The sequence below is a fragment of the Falsiroseomonas stagni DSM 19981 genome (assembly GCF_900114315.1).
GTDB classification, from domain to species: Bacteria; Pseudomonadota; Alphaproteobacteria; order Acetobacterales; family Acetobacteraceae; genus Falsiroseomonas; species Falsiroseomonas stagni.
In genome coordinates this window covers 149,194-166,225 of the sequence record NZ_FOSQ01000003.1, presented here as the reverse complement: position 1 = coordinate 166,225, position 17,032 = coordinate 149,194, and the positions used below count along the sequence as shown (strand labels likewise).

The 17,032-nt window shown below is 71.1% G+C and carries 21 protein-coding genes; 13 read left to right on the top strand and 8 right to left on the bottom strand.

Annotated elements, in window-relative coordinates; all coding sequences use genetic code 11:
- A complete protein-coding gene (locus BM041_RS11000) occupies positions 1–906 on the bottom strand; it encodes a polysaccharide deacetylase family protein (RefSeq protein ID WP_092959318.1) in 906 nt (301 codons plus the stop codon).
- A 98-nt stretch (positions 907–1,004) separates the two neighbouring features.
- On the opposite strand from BM041_RS11000, the gene BM041_RS10995 reads away from it, so the two are divergent.
- Complete coding sequence (locus BM041_RS10995) at positions 1,005–1,574, top strand: HD domain-containing protein (protein WP_092959316.1); 570 nt, start codon at positions 1,005–1,007, stop codon at positions 1,572–1,574.
- 19 nt (positions 1,575–1,593) lie between these two features.
- Positions 1,594–2,562: a Bug family tripartite tricarboxylate transporter substrate binding protein gene (locus BM041_RS10990; RefSeq protein WP_092959314.1), complete on the top strand. Its 969-nt coding sequence runs from the start codon at positions 1,594–1,596 to the stop codon at positions 2,560–2,562.
- 68 nt (positions 2,563–2,630) lie between these two features.
- Here the strand turns inward: BM041_RS10990 and BM041_RS10985 are convergent, their stop codons facing one another.
- From BM041_RS10985 to BM041_RS10965, 5 genes are all read right to left on the bottom strand, one after another.
- Positions 2,631–2,894, bottom strand: coding sequence for a GlsB/YeaQ/YmgE family stress response membrane protein (locus BM041_RS10985; protein ID WP_092959312.1), 264 nt, complete (start codon positions 2,892–2,894; stop codon positions 2,631–2,633).
- A 91-nt stretch (positions 2,895–2,985) separates the two neighbouring features.
- Complete coding sequence (locus BM041_RS10980; protein ID WP_217648684.1) at positions 2,986–4,266, bottom strand: serine hydrolase domain-containing protein; 1,281 nt, start codon at positions 4,264–4,266, stop codon at positions 2,986–2,988.
- A 79-nt stretch (positions 4,267–4,345) separates the two neighbouring features.
- Positions 4,346–5,563 carry a mandelate racemase/muconate lactonizing enzyme family protein gene (locus tag BM041_RS10975; protein ID WP_092959310.1) on the bottom strand — a complete coding sequence of 406 codons (1,218 nt, stop codon included), beginning with the start codon at positions 5,561–5,563 and terminating at the stop codon, positions 4,346–4,348.
- Positions 5,560–6,531 (bottom strand): Bug family tripartite tricarboxylate transporter substrate binding protein, encoded by a 972-nt coding sequence (locus BM041_RS10970; protein ID WP_092959308.1) that lies wholly within the window; start codon positions 6,529–6,531, stop codon positions 5,560–5,562. Before BM041_RS10970 ends, BM041_RS10975 begins: the two co-directional genes overlap by 4 nt.
- Positions 6,528–7,187 (bottom strand): GntR family transcriptional regulator, encoded by a 660-nt coding sequence (locus BM041_RS10965; protein ID WP_175533868.1) that lies wholly within the window; start codon positions 7,185–7,187, stop codon positions 6,528–6,530. Before BM041_RS10965 ends, BM041_RS10970 begins: the two co-directional genes overlap by 4 nt.
- 98 nt (positions 7,188–7,285) lie before the next feature.
- Between BM041_RS10965 and BM041_RS10960 the strand changes: the two genes are divergently transcribed.
- The 4 genes from BM041_RS10960 to BM041_RS10945 all read left to right on the top strand — a co-directional run bounded on the left by BM041_RS10960 (position 7,286) and on the right by BM041_RS10945 (position 10,359).
- Positions 7,286–8,143 (top strand): shikimate dehydrogenase, encoded by an 858-nt coding sequence (locus BM041_RS10960; RefSeq protein ID WP_092959304.1) that lies wholly within the window; start codon positions 7,286–7,288, stop codon positions 8,141–8,143.
- Positions 8,144–8,156: 13 nt separating this feature from the next.
- On the top strand, positions 8,157–8,747 hold the full coding sequence (coaE, locus tag BM041_RS10955) for a dephospho-CoA kinase (RefSeq protein WP_092959302.1): 591 nt from the start codon (positions 8,157–8,159) through the stop codon (positions 8,745–8,747).
- 71 nt (positions 8,748–8,818) lie between these two features.
- Positions 8,819–9,553, top strand: a complete 735-nt coding sequence (dnaQ, locus tag BM041_RS10950) for a DNA polymerase III subunit epsilon (RefSeq protein WP_092959300.1) — start codon at positions 8,819–8,821, stop codon at positions 9,551–9,553.
- 38 nt (positions 9,554–9,591) lie between these two features.
- The gene (locus BM041_RS10945) at positions 9,592–10,359 is read left to right on the top strand and encodes a (Fe-S)-binding protein (RefSeq protein WP_092959818.1); all 768 of its coding nucleotides are present in this window, start codon (positions 9,592–9,594) and stop codon (positions 10,357–10,359) included.
- A gap of 34 nt (positions 10,360–10,393) precedes the next feature.
- Here the strand turns inward: BM041_RS10945 and BM041_RS10940 are convergent, their stop codons facing one another.
- Together BM041_RS10940 and BM041_RS29950 are read right to left on the bottom strand one after the other, a co-directional pair.
- Positions 10,394–11,023 carry an AAA family ATPase gene (locus tag BM041_RS10940; RefSeq protein WP_092959298.1) on the bottom strand — a complete coding sequence of 210 codons (630 nt, stop codon included), beginning with the start codon at positions 11,021–11,023 and terminating at the stop codon, positions 10,394–10,396.
- Positions 11,024–11,032: 9 nt separating this feature from the next.
- Positions 11,033–11,281 (bottom strand): hypothetical protein, encoded by a 249-nt coding sequence (locus tag BM041_RS29950; RefSeq protein WP_139226024.1) that lies wholly within the window; start codon positions 11,279–11,281, stop codon positions 11,033–11,035.
- Positions 11,282–11,470: 189 nt separating this feature from the next.
- Between BM041_RS29950 and BM041_RS10935 the strand changes: the two genes are divergently transcribed.
- The 7 genes from BM041_RS10935 (at position 11,471) to BM041_RS10905 (ending at position 16,989) form a co-directional block, all read left to right on the top strand.
- Positions 11,471–12,904, top strand: coding sequence for a LutB/LldF family L-lactate oxidation iron-sulfur protein (locus BM041_RS10935; RefSeq protein WP_092959296.1), 1,434 nt, complete (start codon positions 11,471–11,473; stop codon positions 12,902–12,904).
- The gene (locus BM041_RS10930; protein ID WP_092959294.1) at positions 12,901–13,146 is read left to right on the top strand and encodes a hypothetical protein; all 246 of its coding nucleotides are present in this window, start codon (positions 12,901–12,903) and stop codon (positions 13,144–13,146) included. The genes BM041_RS10935 and BM041_RS10930 overlap by 4 nt, the downstream gene beginning before the upstream one ends.
- Positions 13,143–13,868 carry a LutC/YkgG family protein gene (locus BM041_RS10925; RefSeq protein ID WP_092959292.1) on the top strand — a complete coding sequence of 242 codons (726 nt, stop codon included), beginning with the start codon at positions 13,143–13,145 and terminating at the stop codon, positions 13,866–13,868. The genes BM041_RS10930 and BM041_RS10925 overlap by 4 nt, the downstream gene beginning before the upstream one ends.
- A gap of 8 nt (positions 13,869–13,876) precedes the next feature.
- Entirely contained in the window at positions 13,877–14,434 is a 558-nt protein-coding gene (locus tag BM041_RS10920; RefSeq protein WP_245762030.1) for a Smr/MutS family protein, read from the top strand.
- Positions 14,435–14,624: 190 nt separating this feature from the next.
- Entirely contained in the window at positions 14,625–15,020 is a 396-nt protein-coding gene (locus BM041_RS10915; protein ID WP_092959290.1) for a helix-turn-helix domain-containing protein, read from the top strand.
- A gap of 57 nt (positions 15,021–15,077) precedes the next feature.
- Positions 15,078–15,914, top strand: coding sequence for an EamA family transporter (locus BM041_RS10910; protein ID WP_092959288.1), 837 nt, complete (start codon positions 15,078–15,080; stop codon positions 15,912–15,914).
- Positions 15,915–15,927: 13 nt separating this feature from the next.
- Entirely contained in the window at positions 15,928–16,989 is a 1,062-nt protein-coding gene (locus BM041_RS10905; protein ID WP_092959286.1) for an NAD/NADP-dependent octopine/nopaline dehydrogenase family protein, read from the top strand.
- Positions 16,990–17,032 lie beyond the last annotated feature (43 nt).

Sequence of the window (17,032 nt, the reverse complement as noted above, 5' to 3'; positions counted from 1 at the left end):
TCAGCGGCCCTCCAGCGCGGCCATGACGCGCGGATGGTGGTGCGCCAGGTACCAATCCGCGATCTCCGCGCCGGTGGCCTGCCACACGCCCTCATGCCCCATGATCCAGGCCAGCGTTTCCTCCAGGTGCCGCGCGCGATGCGGCTGGCCCATGTTGTAGGGATGCACCGCCAGGCACATCACGCGCCCCTGCGTCTCCCCATCCACGTAGAGCCGCGTGAAGGCATCGCGCACCATGCGGCAGTAATCCGGTGCCTCCCACCCCGCGCGGTTCGTGACGGCGTCGTTGAGGTCGACGGTGTAGGGCAGGGAGATCATGGTCTGTCCACCACGGGTGCGGATCGGCCAGGGCTGTTCGTCATGCACCACGTCGCAGAAGTAGCGGAAGCCCGCCTCCGCCACGAGGTCCGGCGTGTTCAGCGTGTGCGACAGCGCCGGGCTCAGCCACCCCGCCATGCTGCCGCCGCCGGTGACGCGCGCATAGCTCTCGACGCAATCGCGGATATAGGCGCGCTCCTCCTCCTCCGGCACGTCCCACAGATAGCGCGTGTTGTAGATGCCATGGCACATCACGTCCCAGCCCCGGTCGAGGCAGCCGCGCATCACCTCCGGATAATGCTCGAAGGCCGCGACGCCGAGGCTGACGGTGCAGCGGATCTTCAGCCGGTCCATCATCTCCGCCATCCGCCAGAAGCCCACGCGATTGCCGTAGTCCCGCGTGCCATAGCCCTGGATGTCGGGATGCGGCGTGCGCGGCCAGGGATCGCGCCGTGCGCCGACCGGCGGCAGGAATTCGTAGTGCTCCACATTCGGCACGACCCAGAGCGCGACGCGCTTGCCATCCGGCCATTGGAGCCGCGGCCGCATCGGCAGCGGCAAATTGGGGAAGCGGTCCTCGGGATTCATGCGCGGTCTCTTGGGGGCGTGTCGGGAATCATGCGCCGCGTCGCGAGGGCGGGCAACGCACCTTGTCCAATCCTGCGATACGCGCCTAGCCTCGGCGCATGACGAACACGCCGCGCCCGATGCTCGATCTCGACACCTACTTCCCCGAAGTCGCGCAGATCAGCGATGCCTCGCTGGCCGAGAAGGTGCGCGCGGTGTGGCGCGACCTCTGGGCGCAATCATCCTTTGACGATCTGGCATCGGTGCCGACATCCGGCGAGATCGCCTATCCCAACGTGCCCCATACCCGCAGCGTCACCGCCCTCGCGCTGGCCATCGCCGATGTGTTGCAGCGCTTCCACGGCACGCAGATCGACCGGGACGTACTGATCGCCGCCTGCCTGCTGCAGGATGCCTCGAAGCTCGTGGAGTATCAGCCGAAGCCCGGCGGCGGGGTGGAGAAGACGCCGATCGGCCGCGCCATGCCGCACGCCTTCGAAGCCGCGCGCCTGGCCGCCCAGCACGGCGTGCCGCTGCCCGTGCTGCACATCATCGCCACGCACAGCCCCTCCGCCGCGAAGCTGCCGGAGACGCTGGAAGGCCGCATCGTCTACCTGGCCGATGAGATCGACGTCACCGCCATCCATGGAGACCAGTTCGTCAAGGAACTGATCATCCGCCGCCGCTGAAACCCGGAGAGAGAACCGCATGAAGATCACCCGCCGCGCGGCAATCGCCGCGGCCCTCGCCACACCAGGGCTGGCAATGGCGCAAGGCGCCTATCCCAACCGCACCATCCGCCTCGTCGTGCCCTTCCCGCCCGGCGGCTCCACCGATGTCGTCGGGCGCCTCGCGGCGGAACGGCTGCAATCCGTGCTGGGCCAGACCGTGGTGGTGGAAAACCGCGGCGGCGCCTCCGGCGGCGTCGGCTCCCAGGCCGTGGCGCGGATGGCGGCGGATGGCTACTCCCTCGTCGTCTCCGGCGTCGGATCGCACGGCATCGTCCCCGCCGTCGTCGCCAACCCCGGCTACGACGCGCTGCGCGACTTCACCCATGTCGGCATGCTCGGCCTGTTCCATTCCGTGCTGGTCGTGCATCCCAGCTTCACGGCGCGCGACCTGGCAGGCTTCATCGCGGAAGCGAAGCGCCGGCCGGGCGCGGTGAACTACGCGACCTCCGGCAACGGGTCGTCGAACCACCTGATGGGCGAACTCATCAAGCTGGAAGCGGGCGTCGATATCGTCCACGTCCCCTATCGCGGCGCCGGGCCCGCGCTGCAGGCGGTGCTGGCGAACGAAGTGCCGGCCATGTGCGACAGCCTGCCCAGCGCCGCCCCCCATATCCGCGCCGGCACGCTGCGCGCGCTGGCCATCTCCGCCCGCACGCGCCTGCCGACCATGCCGGATATCCCCACCTTCGTGGAATCCGGCCTGCCGCGCGTGATCGTGGAGAACTGGTTCGGCATCGCCGGGCCCGCAGGCATGCCGGCGGACGCAACGGCACGACTCAGCCGCGCCATGGCGGATGCACTGTCGCAACCGGAACTCGTCGCGCGATTCAGGGAAATCGGGTTCGAGCCGCAGATCATGGACCCGGCGGCGACGACGCGCTTCGTGGAGGAGAATATCGCCTTCTGGGCGGATGCGGTGAAGCGTGCGGGGATCACCAACCTCTGAGGTGCATGGGGAAGGCGTTGCCTTCCCCATACCCCATCCACCAGGGCCGTGACGGCCCTGGACCGTCCTCAGCTGCGGGTCACGCTGTCGCGGCGGGCGACCATGCGATAGATGATGAGGACGATGATGGCGCCGACGACGGCGCCGATCAGGCCAGCGCCCTCGCCCGCGCGATACCAGCCGATGGCCTGGCCGAGCCAGGTCGCCACCAGCGCACCAACGATGCCCAGCAGGATCGTCACGATGATGCCGCCGGGATCACGCCCCGGCATGACGAACTTGGCGATCGCACCTGCGATCAACCCGATGATGATGGTCCAGATGAAACCCATGGCGGCGCTCCTGCCCGTGCCGCGACGTAAATCGCGGCACGGGCCGGGGTTCCCCCACTGCCGGCCTGTTCAGTTCAGCGCCTGGTAGGATCTATTGCAGCGCCTGATAGGCGAGGGCCCGCAGCTGGAAGCGGAAGGGCAGCCGCGCCGTGGTGCTCTGCATCATCAGCACCACGAACATCTCCTCCTTCGGATCGACCCAGAAATAGGTGCCATAGGCCCCGCCCCAATAGGCATCGCCCGGGCTGCCCGGCAGCGGGTTGTGGCCCACCGTATTGCGCACGGCGAAGCCCAGCCCGAAGCCCTGGCCCATCTCCGGCGTCGGCGCCAGCGGCCCGAAACGCCCCTCCACCACGCGCCGCGTCTGCGTGCCCGGCGGCAGATGGTCCGACATCATCAGGTCGATGGTGGTGCGGGAGACGAGGCGCGTGCCCTCCAGCTCCCCCTTGTTCAGCAGGAACTGGGAGAAGCGCGCATAATCCCGCGCGGTGGAGACCATGCCCCCCGCGCCGGAAAACCAGCCCGGCCGCTGCAGCGGATTGGGCATCGAAGGCCGCTGCCCCGTCGCCGGATCCACCTGCGGCTGCGCCAGCCGGTCTGCCGCCGCCTGCGGCGCCACGAAGCCCGTATCGACCATGCCGAGCGGCCCGGTGATACGGCTGCGCACGAAGCTGTCCAGGTCCTGCCCGCTGACGACCTCCACCAGCCGGCCGAGGATGTCGGTGGACCAGGAATACTCCCAGGTCGTGCCGGGCTGGTGCATTAGCGGCAGCGCGGCGATGCGCCGGCTCATTTCCTCCATGCTGAGGCCGCGCTCCCGCGCGCCGGAAGCGCGATAGGCCGCGAGCACCGGATGATCGCCCGGCGAGGAATCCGCGAGCCCCGAGGTATGCCGCAGCAAATCCTGGATGGTGATCGGCCGGCGCGCCGGCACCAGCGCCATCTGCCCGTCCCGCACTTCCGCCACGCGCGGCGTCTCCCGCCACTCCGGCAGGTAATTGCCGATGGGATAGGCGATGGAAAGCCGCCCCTCCTCCGCCAGCATCATCACCGCCAGCGACACGATCGGCTTGGTCATGGAGGCGATGCGGAAGATGCTGTCGGCGCGCATCGGCGCCTGCGCCTCCCGGTCCCGGAACCCGGCCGTCACCTCCTGCGCGATGCGGCCCTTGCGGCCGATGACGATGACGGCGCCGGGGATGAAGCCGCGGCGCACCTCCCCTTCCAGCCATTCGCCGAGGCGAGAGAGGCGTTCGCCGGACAGCCCCACCTCCTCCGCCCGCGTGGCCCTTGGCAGTTCGGCGGCACTCACCGGCACGGCAAGGCCGGCCATCATCCCGGCCGCGACAGCCAGGCGAAGCATGGGGCGCATGACATTTCCTCCGACGGCCCGCCTGTGGCGGCGGGTCCGCGGGCAAGCCTCCGCCCGGCGGGGCGGAACGGTCAAGCGATCAACGCTTCCCCCGGAAGGCCGGCGCGCGCGGGTGGCGCGGCTGGGCGTAGAGCGTCGCGGCCTCCGTGCCTTCCGGCCAGCCGCCGGCGGGCAGGCCGACATTGCGGATACTCGGGTGCAGCGCCACGAATTCCTCGTCGATATCGATGCCGAGGCCCGGCGCTTCCGGGATCATCAGGTGCCCGTCCCGCAATTCCGGCGTGGCGGTGACGCAGCGCGCGCGGCCGTCCCAATCCGGGTCCATCTTCTCCAGGATCAGCGCATTGGGGACGGCCGCCAGCACATGCAGCGCTGCATATTCCGCGACGGGACCGAGCGACCCCGCATGCGGCGCAAGGGTGGCGAAGCGGCTCTCCGCATGGATCGCGATCTTGCGCAGCCCCGTGATGCCGCCGCAGCGCCCGGCATCGGGCTGCACGACATCGACCAGCCCCTCATGCAGCAGCGTCGCGATGCCCTGAAAGCCGCCATGGCGTTCGCCGGAAGCGAGGGGCACGTCGGTGGATGCGCGCAGCCGCCGGTAGCCCTCCATATCCTCCGGCGCCAGCGGTTCCTCCACGAACAGCGGCGCCAGCGGCGCCAGCGCGTGGCAGATGCCGATGGCATCCGGCGCCGTCAGCCAGGGCGGGCCATGCGCGTCGATCATGATGTCGATGTCGTCGCCCACGGCCTCCCGGATCGCCGTCGCCTTCTCCACCGGATTCTTCACGCCGCCGGTCTTCAGCGCGCGAAATCCCTTGGCGACGGCGGCCCGCGCCTGGTCCGGCGTGCTGGCATGGGCATAGGCGCGGATACGGTCCCGCAGCCTTCCGCCCAGCAGCTGCCAGACCGGGACGCCGAGTGCCTTCCCCTTGATGTCCCACAGCGCCATGTCGATGGCGCCGATCGCGCCCTGCCCGACCACGCCCGACATCCCATGCCCCATCATCGCGACCTGCATGCGCTGGGTCATGAGTTCGATGGCAAAGGCGTCCTGCCCGATGACAACGGAGGAAAGGTCGCGCACCGCGGCCTCCACCACACGGGGCCAGCCACTGCCCTCCCCGATGCCGGTGATGCCGTCCTCCGTCTCCACCTTCACGAACAGCCAGTTGCGCGTGCCGGTGGTGATGGAGTTCCGCACATCGGCCGCCCAGCCAGAGACGCCGAGCGGCCCCGCCTGCATCAGGAAGGTGCGGATGCCCGTGATGCGGGGGCCCTTGATGGCGGCGCTCATTGCACGGTGATCCCGGCTTCGCGGATCAGCGTCGTCCAGCGCGTGAGTTCCGCGCGATACAGCCCGTCGAAGGCGGCGGGATCGGCGCTTTCCACCGGCTCGATCGCCAGCGCCTTCAGCCGCGCCTGGAAATCGGGCGAGCGGACGGCGGCCTGGGTCGCGGCGTGCAGCGCCGCGATGATGGCGGGGGGCGCGCCGGCCTTCACGCAGATCCCCTGCCAGGACCGCATCATCGCCGCCGGCGGCAGCCCGGCCTCCCCGAAGGACCGCACTTCCGGCAGCCCCGCCGTGCGGTCCTGCTGCATCACGCCCAGCATGCGGATGCGGCCCTCCGCTACCGCCGGCGCCTGGTAGCTCGCGACCAGGTCGAACATCATCTCCGTATCGCCCGTCATCAGCGCCTGGAAGGCGGGCGCGCCGCCGCGATACTGCACCGCCTCGAACCGCCCACCGATGGTCCGGAACAGAAGCTCGGCGCCGAGGTGGGAGGAAGTGCCGACCCCCGCGGTGCCGATCGTGACACCCGGGCCGCGGGCGCGGGCGACCGCGTCCTCGATGCTGGTGATGCCGGACCGCGTGCTGGCCATGACGACGACGGGCAGCGCCGTCAGCTGCCCCACCATCGCCAGGTCCCGCCCCGGATCGTAGCCGAGCTGCGGGATCAGCCCGGGATTGGTGACGAGCTGAAGGCCCGCCAGCGCCAGGGTCATCCCATCCGCCGGCGCCTGCACCACCGCCTGCGTCGCGATATTGCCCGAGGCCCCGGGCCGGTTCTCCACCACCACATTCTGCCGCAGCGCGCGGCCCATCTCCGCCGCCGCCAGCCGGGCGACGAGGTCCGCCGCGCCGCCCGGCGCGAAGCCCACCACAAGGCGCAGCGGCCGGTCCGGCCAGGATTGCGCGTGGGCGATGCCCGGCACGGCCAGCGCCGCGGCCAGCGCGGTGCGGCGGGTGAGTCCCGTTGTCATGCTTTTCCGTCCTCCAACCGCGCGATCAGGTCGCGCTTGGCCGCCATGGCATGGGCGAAGGCCGCGGCGGCGGCGGCCTCCGGTTCGCGGGCCGCGATGGCGGCCAGGATGGCGCGGTGCTGCGCGGCGGCTTCCGCCATGCGCGCCTGCCCGAAGCCGAGGCGCAGCCGCACCGCATTCACGAAGGCGCTCCGCGCCTTGTAGAGCGCGGTGGCCTGCGGGTTGTCCGCCGAAGCCTCCAGCGCATCGTGGAAGGCCTCATTCGCCGCCAGCGCCGCGGCGGCGTCGCCCTTCGCGGCTGCCTCGGCATAGGCGGCCTCATGCACCGCCATGGCGGCCAGCTGCGCCGGGGTCGCCCGTTCCGCCGCGCGGCGGGCCAGCAGGGACTGCAGGGCACCGCGGAGGTCGTAGAGATCGGCGAAGAGCCTGGCGTCCAGCACCGGCACCACGGCGCCGCGATGCTGGCGGATCTCGACCAGCCCCTCCCCCTCCAGCGCCAGCAGCGCCTCCCGCACCGGGGACATGGAGACGCCGTGCTCCGCCGCCAGCGCGCCCAGCGTGCGGTGCGTGCCGGGCTGCCAGGCGCCGCCCAGGATATCGGCGCGGAGGCGGTCCCGCAGGCGGGCATAGGCGGGGGTGGAGAGGGGTTCGGCCATAGCCCTATTCTGTATAATCGATTTTCGAAAACGGCAATCAGCAAACATCATGGCGGTGCCATTGACCCCGCCCGGCGCGATGCTTCACTGGCATCATCATGGAAACGAGCCCTTCTCCGACCCTCTCCGGTAAGGCCCGCAAGGCGGGCGTGCTGGGCTGGCCCGTCGCGCATTCCCGGTCACCCCGCCTGCATGGCTGGTGGCTGGCCAGGCATGGCATCGATGGCGCCTACCTGCCCCTGCCCGTGCGGCCGGAGCGGTTCGCCACGGCGGTGCGCGCCCTGGCCGATCTCGGCTTCGCCGGCGCCAATGTCACCATCCCCCACAAGGAAGCGGCCTATGCGCTGTGCGACGTGGTGGACCAGGTGGCGAAGCGGGCGGGATCGGTGAACACGCTGGTCTTCGATGCCGATGGCCGCATCCACGGCACCAGCACCGATGGCTACGGTTTTCTCGAATCCATCCGGGAACAGGCGCCGGGCTGGGCGGCGGCCGATGGCCCGGCCGTGATCCTCGGCGCCGGGGGCGCGGTGCGGGCGGTGGCGGCCGCGCTGCTCGATGCCGGCTGCCCGCGCCTGATCCTCGTCAACCGCACCCCCGCGCGGGCGGAGGCGCTGGCCCGCGACCTCGGCGGGCCGGTGGAGGTCGCGACCGCGGCGCCGCTGGAGGCAGCGAGCCTGCTGGTGAACGGCACGTCGCTCGGCATGGTGGGGGAGCCGCCGCTGGAGATCGACCTCGCGCCCCTGCCCGCCACGGCGGTGGTGGCCGACATGGTCTATGTCCCGCTCGAAACCCCCCTGCTGGCCGCCGCCCGCGCGCGGGGCCTGCGCGGGGTGGATGGCCTGGGGATGCTGCTGCACCAGGCGCGGCCCGGCTTCCGGGAATGGTTCGGCGTGGAGCCGAAGGTGGACCAGGCGCTGCGGGACTACGTGGCGCACGACATCCCGCGCCGATGAAGGTGCCTGGCGCATGAAGGTCCTGGGCCTCACGGGCAGCATCGGCATGGGCAAGTCCACCGCCGCCCGGGCCTTCCGGCGCCTGCGCGTGCCGGTCTTCGATGCCGATGCCGCCGTCCATCGCCTGCAAGCCCGGGGCGGTGCCGCCGTGCGCCCCATCGAGGCCGCCTTCCCCGGCACCACCCGTGACGGGCGCGTGGACCGGGAGGCGCTGCGAAACCGCGTCCTTGGCGATCCCGCCGCGCTGCGCGTGCTGGAACGCATCGTCCATCCCCTGGTCCGCCGGGCGGAGCGCGCCTTCCTCGCCGCCTGCCGCCGCCGGGGCGAAGGCCTGGCGGTGCTCGACGTGCCCCTACTGTTCGAGACGAAGGGGGAGGGGCGGGTCGATGCGGTCATCGTCGTCTCCGCCCCCGCCGCCACGCAGCGCGCGCGCGTCCTGGCCCGTGGTGGCATGACGCCGGAACGCCTCGCCGCCATCCTCGCCCGACAGATGCCGGATGCCGAGAAGCGCTGCCGCGCCGATCATGTGGTAAGGACGGGCCTGTCCCGCCACGCCGCCCAGCGCCAGATCAAGGTGATCGTCCGCCGCCTGCGCCGACCCTGATTCGAAAAGCCCTCTCCCCCCTGGGGGGGAGAGGGTTGGGAGAGGGGAGGGGCGCTTTCTTCGAGGTTCCCATGCGCCAGATCGTGCTCGACACCGAGACCACCGGCCTCGACCCCGCCACCGGCGACCGGGTGATCGAGGTCGCGGCCATCGAGATCTACAACTTCATGCCCACCGGCCAGACCTTCCACGTGCTGGTCGATCCCGAGCGCGACATCCCCGAGGAAGCCACGAAGGTCCACGGCTTCACGGCGGAGATGCTGCGCGGCAAGCCGCTGTTCCGCGACATCGCGCAGTCGATGCTCGATTTCCTCGGCGACAGCGAGGTCATCGCCCACAACGCCCGCTTCGATTTCGGCTTCCTCGACGCCGAACTGGTCCGCGCCGGGCACAAGAAGCTCGATCGCGCGCGGATGGTGGACAGCCTGGAGATCGCCAAGCGCCGCTACCCCGGCCTGCCGAACAGCCTGGATGCGCTGTGCCGGCGCCTCGGCGTCGATAACTCCATGCGCACCAGCCACAACGCCCTGCTGGACGTGAAGCTGCTGGCGGAAGTCTATCTCGAACTCATGGGTGGCAAGCAGCCGGGGTTCGAGCTGGCGGCCGTGACCACCAAGCCCGTGATGCCCGGCGTGGTGATCGCGGCCCCCGTCGCCCGCCGCCCCGTCCTGGTCGCGCCCACCGAGGCCGAGGCCGCCGCCCATGCCGAATTCGTGACGAAGCGCCTGGGCAAGGGCGATCCCCTCTGGCTGAAGCCGCCCTTCGCGGAACCGGCGCCCACCAGCGGGGCACAGGCCGAAACCTGACCCTCCCGCATCGCGGGGGGTTGTCCTACATTGCGGGCATGACCCCGCCCCGCCCCCGCGTCGCGCTCTTCGTCACCTGCCTGGTGGACCTGTACCGCCCCAGTGTCGGCTTCGCCGCGCTGAAGCTGCTGGAGGAGGCGGGCTGCGAGGTCGTGGTGCCGGACACCCAGACCTGCTGCGGCCAGCCCGCCTACAACAGCGGGGACCGCGCCACCGCCACCGACCTGGCCCGTGCCGTGGTCGATGCCTTTTTTCCCTATGACTACACCGTCGCGCCCTCCGGCTCCTGCGCCGGCCAGATCGCGCACCATTACCCCTCGCTCTTCGCCGATGACCCGTTCTATCGCGGCAAGGCGGAGGCGCTGGGCGCCAAGACGCATGAGCTGACATCCTTCCTGACCGACGTGCTCGGCCTGACATCCGTCACGGCGCGCTATGACGGCATCGCCACCTATCACGACAGCTGCTCGGGGCTCCGCGAACTCGGCGTGAAGGCCCAGCCCCGCGCGCTGCTCTCCACGGTCGAAGGCCTGGCCCTGAAGGAAATGGCAGAGCCGGAAATCTGCTGCGGCTTCGGCGGCACCTTCTGCGTGAAGTATCCCGACATCTCCAACCGCATGGTCGGCGACAAGGCGAAGGACGTGGCGGCGACGGGCGCGGACACGCTGCTGGCCGGCGACCTCGGCTGCCTGCTGAACATGGCGGGCAAGCTGAAGCGCGAAGGATCGGCGGTGAAGGTCCGGCACGTGGCGGAAGTGCTGGCAGGCGTCACCGGCGATGTCGCGCCGATCGGGGAGGCGCGGTAGCGCGCCTCTCCCCCGGCTTGTCACCCCTGGCATGTCACCCTTGGGCGGCGATCCAGTGCGTCAGCCTTGGTGCCACGCTGCCATCGACGACGCGCCACGCACCGTCCTCGCGCTTCTCCGCCAGTATCCGCGGTTGCGGCCGGTGCGTGGCGCGGTCGGTCAGCGAATTGTCGATGACGAGTCCTGCATCGGCCCGGCCTGCGAATTCCGGGAAATTGGCATAGGACGCATCACGGCGCGCGAGGACACGTTCGCTCGGCACATCATGGCCGCCGAGGGCCACGCGATGCGCGACCCGCGCGACATTCAGGTCAGCGAGTTCGACGGTGACGTAGATGATCCCGAAGCGGCGCCCGATCTTTCGCGCCAGGTCGATGAGGGCGAAGAATTTCGGTGAACTGCCCACGGTCTCGACCAGGATCGTGCGGCCCGCATGCACCGCTTCCTCCACAAGGGAGTCGGACAGAGTCTGCGCTGCCCGGACATAGGCGAAGGCGGAAGCCCCCGGGACGACTGGCGGCAGCAGCCTGGCGATGTCGTCCGGCGATTGGGCAACGGAGGGTATCGAGGGGTGCCACGCCTGCAGGGCCCCGCTGCGCGCCAGCGTGGACTTGCCGGAACCGTTGGGTCCCGCGACGATCCAGAGCCAGCCTTCGGCAGCCACGGGTGCTGGTCAGGCCCGGGGGGATGCCTGGTTGGCCGAAAGGCGGCGTGATCCGTCAGGGTGTACCCAGACGACGCGCCCGCCTTCGACCGTCGGATAGGGCGTGCCGCGCGCCAATCCTTCCTCGAGTTCCAGCCCTGCCGCGGTCGCGAAGACGTTCGATGCAGCCACCGCTTCCGGGGAGGCATCCTGCGGGGGGGCTGGCGCTGGCGTGTAGGTCAACGCGGCGCCCGTCGTGTAGCTGAGGACAACGGCCATGCCTCCAACTTATCGGCAGGGTGAGGCTGCAACAACCTCATTGCCGTATCGTTACTGATCTCACTCATTGGCGGGCATGGTATACCGCCTATGTGTTGCAGAAAAGGCACATGGGCGAGAGGCGGCCCCACCGCCAAGCCCCTGACCAATCCGCCCCGACGCGCTAGATTGGGCCCGACAGGAGTTCCCATGGTCCAGGTCACCTCCCCCGCCTTCAAGCGCAACGCCGCCGCGGCGCTCGAAGATGCCGGCCTCCAGAAGGCCCTCGGCAAGGCCAAGGGCGCCTTCCTCCAGCGCCGCGCCGCCGCCGTCGCCGCCCTGCCGGAGTTCGAGACGCTTCGCGACACCGGCCGCGACATCAAGAACCACACCCTCGCCAATCTCGATTTCTACCTCGAGACCTATGCCGCCAATGTCGAGCGCGCGGGCGGCCAGGTCCATTGGTGCTCCACCGCCGCCGATGCCCGCGCCGCCGTGCTCGACATCTGCCGCAAGGCCGGTGCGCGGACGGTCACCAAGGGCAAGTCCATGATCTCCGAGGAGATCGGCGTGAACGACCATCTGGAGGCCCATGGCATCCAGCCGGTCGAGACCGACCTCGGCGAGTACATCATCCAGCTTCGCCACGAACACCCCAGCCACATCATCGCCCCCGCCTTCCATTTGAACCGGGAGGATTGGGAGGCTCAGTTTCGCCTGTCCCACACGGATCTTCCCAAGGACCGGGTGTTCAACGAACGCCGCGATATCCTGGCGGAAGCGCGCACCCGCCTCCGCCAGAAATTCCTGGCGGCGGATGTCGGCATCACCGGCGCCAACTTCCTGATCGCGGAGACCGGCAGCAGCGTCATCGTCACCAATGAAGGCAATGGCGACCTGACGCAGACGCTGCCGCGCGTGCACATCGTCCTCGCCAGCATCGAGAAGGTCGTGCCGACGCTGGAGGACTGCACCTCCCTCCTCCGCCTTCTGGCGCGCTCCGCCACCGGCCAGGATTTCTCCGTCTACACCACCTTCTCCACCGGCGTGCGCCGGCCCGAAGACCTGGACGGGCCGGAAGAGTATCATGTGGTGCTCATCGACAATGGCCGGTCCAACATGATGGGGACCGACTTCCAGGAGATGCTGCGCTGCATCCGCTGCGCCGCCTGCATGAACCACTGCCCCGTCTATGGCGCGGTCGGCGGCCATGCCTATGGGTGGGTCTATCCGGGCCCGATGGGCAGCGTGCTGACGCCAACCCTGGTCGGCGTCGACAAGGCCGGGCACCTGCCCAACGCCAGCACCTTCTGCGGCAAATGCGAAAGCGTCTGCCCCGTGAAGATCCCGCTGCCCAAGCTGATGCGCCACTGGCGCGAACGGGAATTCGAACGCCACCTCTCCCCCCAGGGCATCCGCTCCAACCTCGCCCTCTGGGCCTGGTTCGCGCGGCGGCCTTCCGCCTACCGGCTCGCAACCCGCCTCGGCATCCGCGCGCTGTCGGCTCTGAGCCGCGGCAAGGGCGCCTTCCGCTGGCTGCCCTTCGCCGGCGGATGGACGGAGGGGCGTGACCTGCCGGCGCCCGAACCGGGAGGCACCTTCATGGCCCGCTACCAGGCCCGGCAGAAGGAAGCCCGCCGATGAGCGACCATGAGGCAGAGCGCGTGCACGGATACCGCTTTCCGCAGAACCAGCCCGCCCGCGTGCCGCAGCGCCCGACCGGCACGCTGGCCGAGATCTACGCCGCCATCGATGCCGACACCCCGGCCGCAAGGCTGAACCAGGACCTCGACCGGATCGAACGGTCCCTGGCGGTGCTGGAACAGGCGGTGCGTGACGCCATGGAGGCCGAGCAGGCCGCCGCCGCGCGGGACCAGGGCCAATGAGCAAGGAAGCCATCCTCGGCGCCATCCGCCGCGGCCTGAAGCGCGGGCCCCTGCCCACAGACCAGCGCGCCATGCTGGAAGGGCGCCTGGCGACCCACCCGCGCCACCTGATCCCGGCGCGGTCCCGCCTGCCGCGGCCGGAGCAGATCGCGCTTTTCATCCGCAATGTGGAGAAGGAATTCGGCACGGTCGAACGGGTGCCGGATCTGGCCGCGATCCCGGCCGCGGTGGCGGATTTCCTCGCCGCCCAGAACCTGCCCGCCCGCCTGGTGGTCGCCCCCCACCCCGAACTCGCCGCCATCGACTGGTCCGCCCGCCCGATGATCGAGCGGGAGGCGCGGCGCGCCCGGGATGGCGATGTCGTCTCCCTCCAGCATGGCTGGGCGGGCGTGGCGGAAACGGGAACGATCCTCTTCCCCTCCGACCCCGTCCGCCCCGCCACGCTCAACCTGCTGCCGGAGACGGAGATCGTCGTGCTCCGCGCCTCGGCCATCGTCGGCGCCTATGAGGAAGCCTGGGACCGGCTGCGGGCGGAGCGGAAGGACCCGCTGACCGGCGGCTTCATGCCGCGCAACCTGATGTTCGTCACCGGCCCCTCCCGCAGCGCGGATATCGAGCAGACGCTGGAACTCGGCGCCCACGGCCCCCGCCGCCTGCATGTGCTGCTGCTGGAGGACGAAGCAGCCCCCGGCCTGGCCAGCCCCGCCGCGCCCGGGGGCTGATCCCCGCCGTGATCCGACGCGCGCGACCCAAGGGGCTGAGCGGCACCGACCTCGCGCTGTGGCACGCCTATACGGCGGAGATCACGCCGCTGTTCGGCCGCGCGCGCCCCGCCGCGCCGGAAGCGCCGCCCGCGCCGCCGCCGGTGCCGCCGGCGGAGCCCATCCTGGTGAAGCCCGCGCCCAAGCCGGCCGGGCGCCCCGCCATCCCCGAGATCCGGGTGGGGGAGGCGCCGGGCGGGCTCGACCGCAAGCGCTGGACGGCGCTGCGGCGCGGCGACATGCGCGCCGAACGCACGCTCGATTTGCATGGGCGACGGGTGCAGGAGGCGCATGCGGCGCTGCGCGCCTTCATCCATGACGCGGCGGCGGACGGCATCCGCACCGTGACCGTGGTGACGGGGAAGGGGCCGCAGCCGGAGGGGGGTATCCTCAAGCGCGAATTGCCGCACTGGCTGAACGCGCCGGACCTCCGCCCGCTGGTGCTGGGGGCGGCGCATCCGCATCCCACGAATGCGGGGGCGGTGAACCTGCTGCTGCGGCGGGTGCATCGGGCGAAGGGGTGGTAACGCTGCTTTCCAGGCCAGGTGGGGGGAACGCCGTTCCCCCCACACCCCCCATGCCAAGGGCCAGCGGGCCCTTGGAACCCAGGCCATTGATGACGGTCCAGGGGCGGTTCGCCCCTGGCCGGGGGTGCAGGGGGGCGGCGCCCCCCTGCGGGCTAGGTCGGTGCAGGGGGGCGGCGCCCCCCTGCGGGCCATGACCCCCTTCGGCGCCCGCCTCCGCGCGCTCCGCCGCGCCCGCCGCGTCACCCTCAAGGACATGGCCGCCGCGCTGCAGGTCTCCTCCGCCTATCTCTCCGCGCTGGAGCACGGCCATCGCGGCCGCCCCTCCGCCGGCCTGGTCCACCAGGTGAACGAGTTCTTCGGCCTGATCTGGGACGAGGCCGAGGAACTGTCGGAACTCGCAAAACTCTCCCACCCCAAGGTCACGCTGGACACCGGCGGCCTGACGCCGGAGGCGACGGCGCTGGCCAACCGCCTTGCCGACACCATCCACCGCCTTACCCCGCAGACAGTGGCCGCCATGCACGCCTTGCTGGACCGGGAAGCCCCGTCCGAGAAACCCCGCCTCCGCCGCGCGGCCGGCCGATAGACGGGACGCCCGCCAGGGGCTTTCATGACAGTCCCGTGACACGGCGAAGGCGCGTTCTTGTCCACCTCGGTCATGCTGCTGGTCCTGCTCGGCGCTGCCCTTCATGCCGGATGGAACGCGCTGGTGAAGTCGGGCGGCGACAAGCTGCTGGACACCGCGCTGGTGGTGCTGGGCTCCGCCACCCTGGCGGCCGTGGCGCTGCCCTTCCTGCCGCTGCCCCAGGCCGAGGCCTGGCCCTTCCTGATCGCCTCCGGCGTCATCCACCTGCTGTATTTCTGGCTGGTCGCCGCCGCCTATGGCAGCGGGGAGATGAGCCTGGCCTACCCGCTGATGCGCGGCACCGCGCCGCTGCTGGTGGCGCTGCTGAGCGGATCGGTGCTGGGGGAGGCGCTGGGCACGGCCGGATGGCTCGGCGTCGTGCTGATCTGCGGCGGCGTGCTGGCCATGGCCTGGAAGAAGGGCGCGAAGCCGGACCTCCCCACCATCGGCTTCGCGCTGGCCAATGCGCTGGTCATCGCGCTCTACACGCTGGTGGATGGCACGGGTGCCCGGGCTTCCGGCCATGCGGTGTCCTACACCTTCTGGGTCTTCCTGCTGACGGCGCTGCTCTTCGTCGGCCTGGTCGCCTGGCAGCGCCCGGCGGCGCTGGCGGGCCATGTCCGCCGGCGCTGGCGCATCGGGCTGGGCGCGGGGGTGGCGACGCTCGGCTCCTACGCCCTGGCGCTCTGGGCCATGACGCAGGCGCCCATCGCGGCGGTGGCGGCGCTGCGCGAATCCTCCATCCTGTTCGGCGTCGCGCTGGCGGCGCTGCTATTGGGGGAACGCCCGGGCCCGACGCGCATCGCCGGGGCACTCGCCATCACCCTCGGCGCCGCCTGCCTCCGCCTCCTCTGAAGGATCTTTGTTCATGCGCCTCGCTGTCCTGGGGGCCGGGGCGATCGGCCCGGCCGCTGCCGTCCTCGCCGTCTCCCGCGGGCACAGCGCCATCCTCTGGTCCCCCTCCGGCGCCGGCATCGCGGGCATCGACGGCACCCTCCAGGCGGAGGGCCTGATCGAGGGCGCCTTCCCCCTGCCCACCACCACCAGCCTGGAGGAAGCCTTCGCCGGCGCCGATGCCGCCTTCCTCGCCGTGCCCGCCTATGCCTTCGCTGATGTCCTGCCCCGCGTCGCCGCCGCGCTGCCCGCGAACGTGCCCTTGCTGATCGCCCCCGCCGCCAGCCTGGCGCCGCTGGCGCTCGACGCCATGCTCGCCGCCCGCGGCGCGGACCCGGGCCGCGCCCCCATCGGCGCCATGGCCACCACCCCCGGCGGCGCCCGCCGCCTGGCGCCCGGGCGGGTCAAGGTCGCGATGCTGCGCAGCGCGGTGGAGGTCGCGGCCATCCCCGCCGCCGCCGGCCCGGCAATGGCGGCGCTGGCCCAGGACCTGTTCGGCCATGCCTGCCCGCCCTCGCCCGATGCGCTGCACGCCAGCCTGCTGAACCTGAACCCCATCGCCCATGCCGTCATGGCGCTGACCAACGTCACGCGGATGGAACGGGCCGAGCCCTGGTCCCAATACGCCATGATGACGCCCGCCGCCTGCCGGATGATGGAGGCGATGGGCGCGGAGCGGGACACGCTCGCCGCCCGCTTCGGCCATCGCCTCGACAGCCTGGCGAGCTTCCTCCAGCGCGCCAACGGCGTGCCCCCCGCGCCGCTGGCGGAAACCGCCGCCGCCATCGCCGCCAGGCGCCCCGACGTGCTGGGCCCGAAGACCATGGCGACCCGCTACGTGACGGAGGACGTGCCCTTCGGCCTCTCCTTCTACCTGGCCCTCGCCGGCGACACGCCCATGCCCGTGACTGCCGCCGTGGTCACGGCGCTGGAGGCGCTGTGGGGCCGGGACCTGCGCGCCAACCCGATCCTGGACGCGATCGACCTGGCGGCGCTGCCCCACGGCCTGCAATCGGGGATCGGCCGCGCCCCGTGATGATCTTGCGCGCAGGGCCGGCGGGGCTATGGTCCCGGCCATT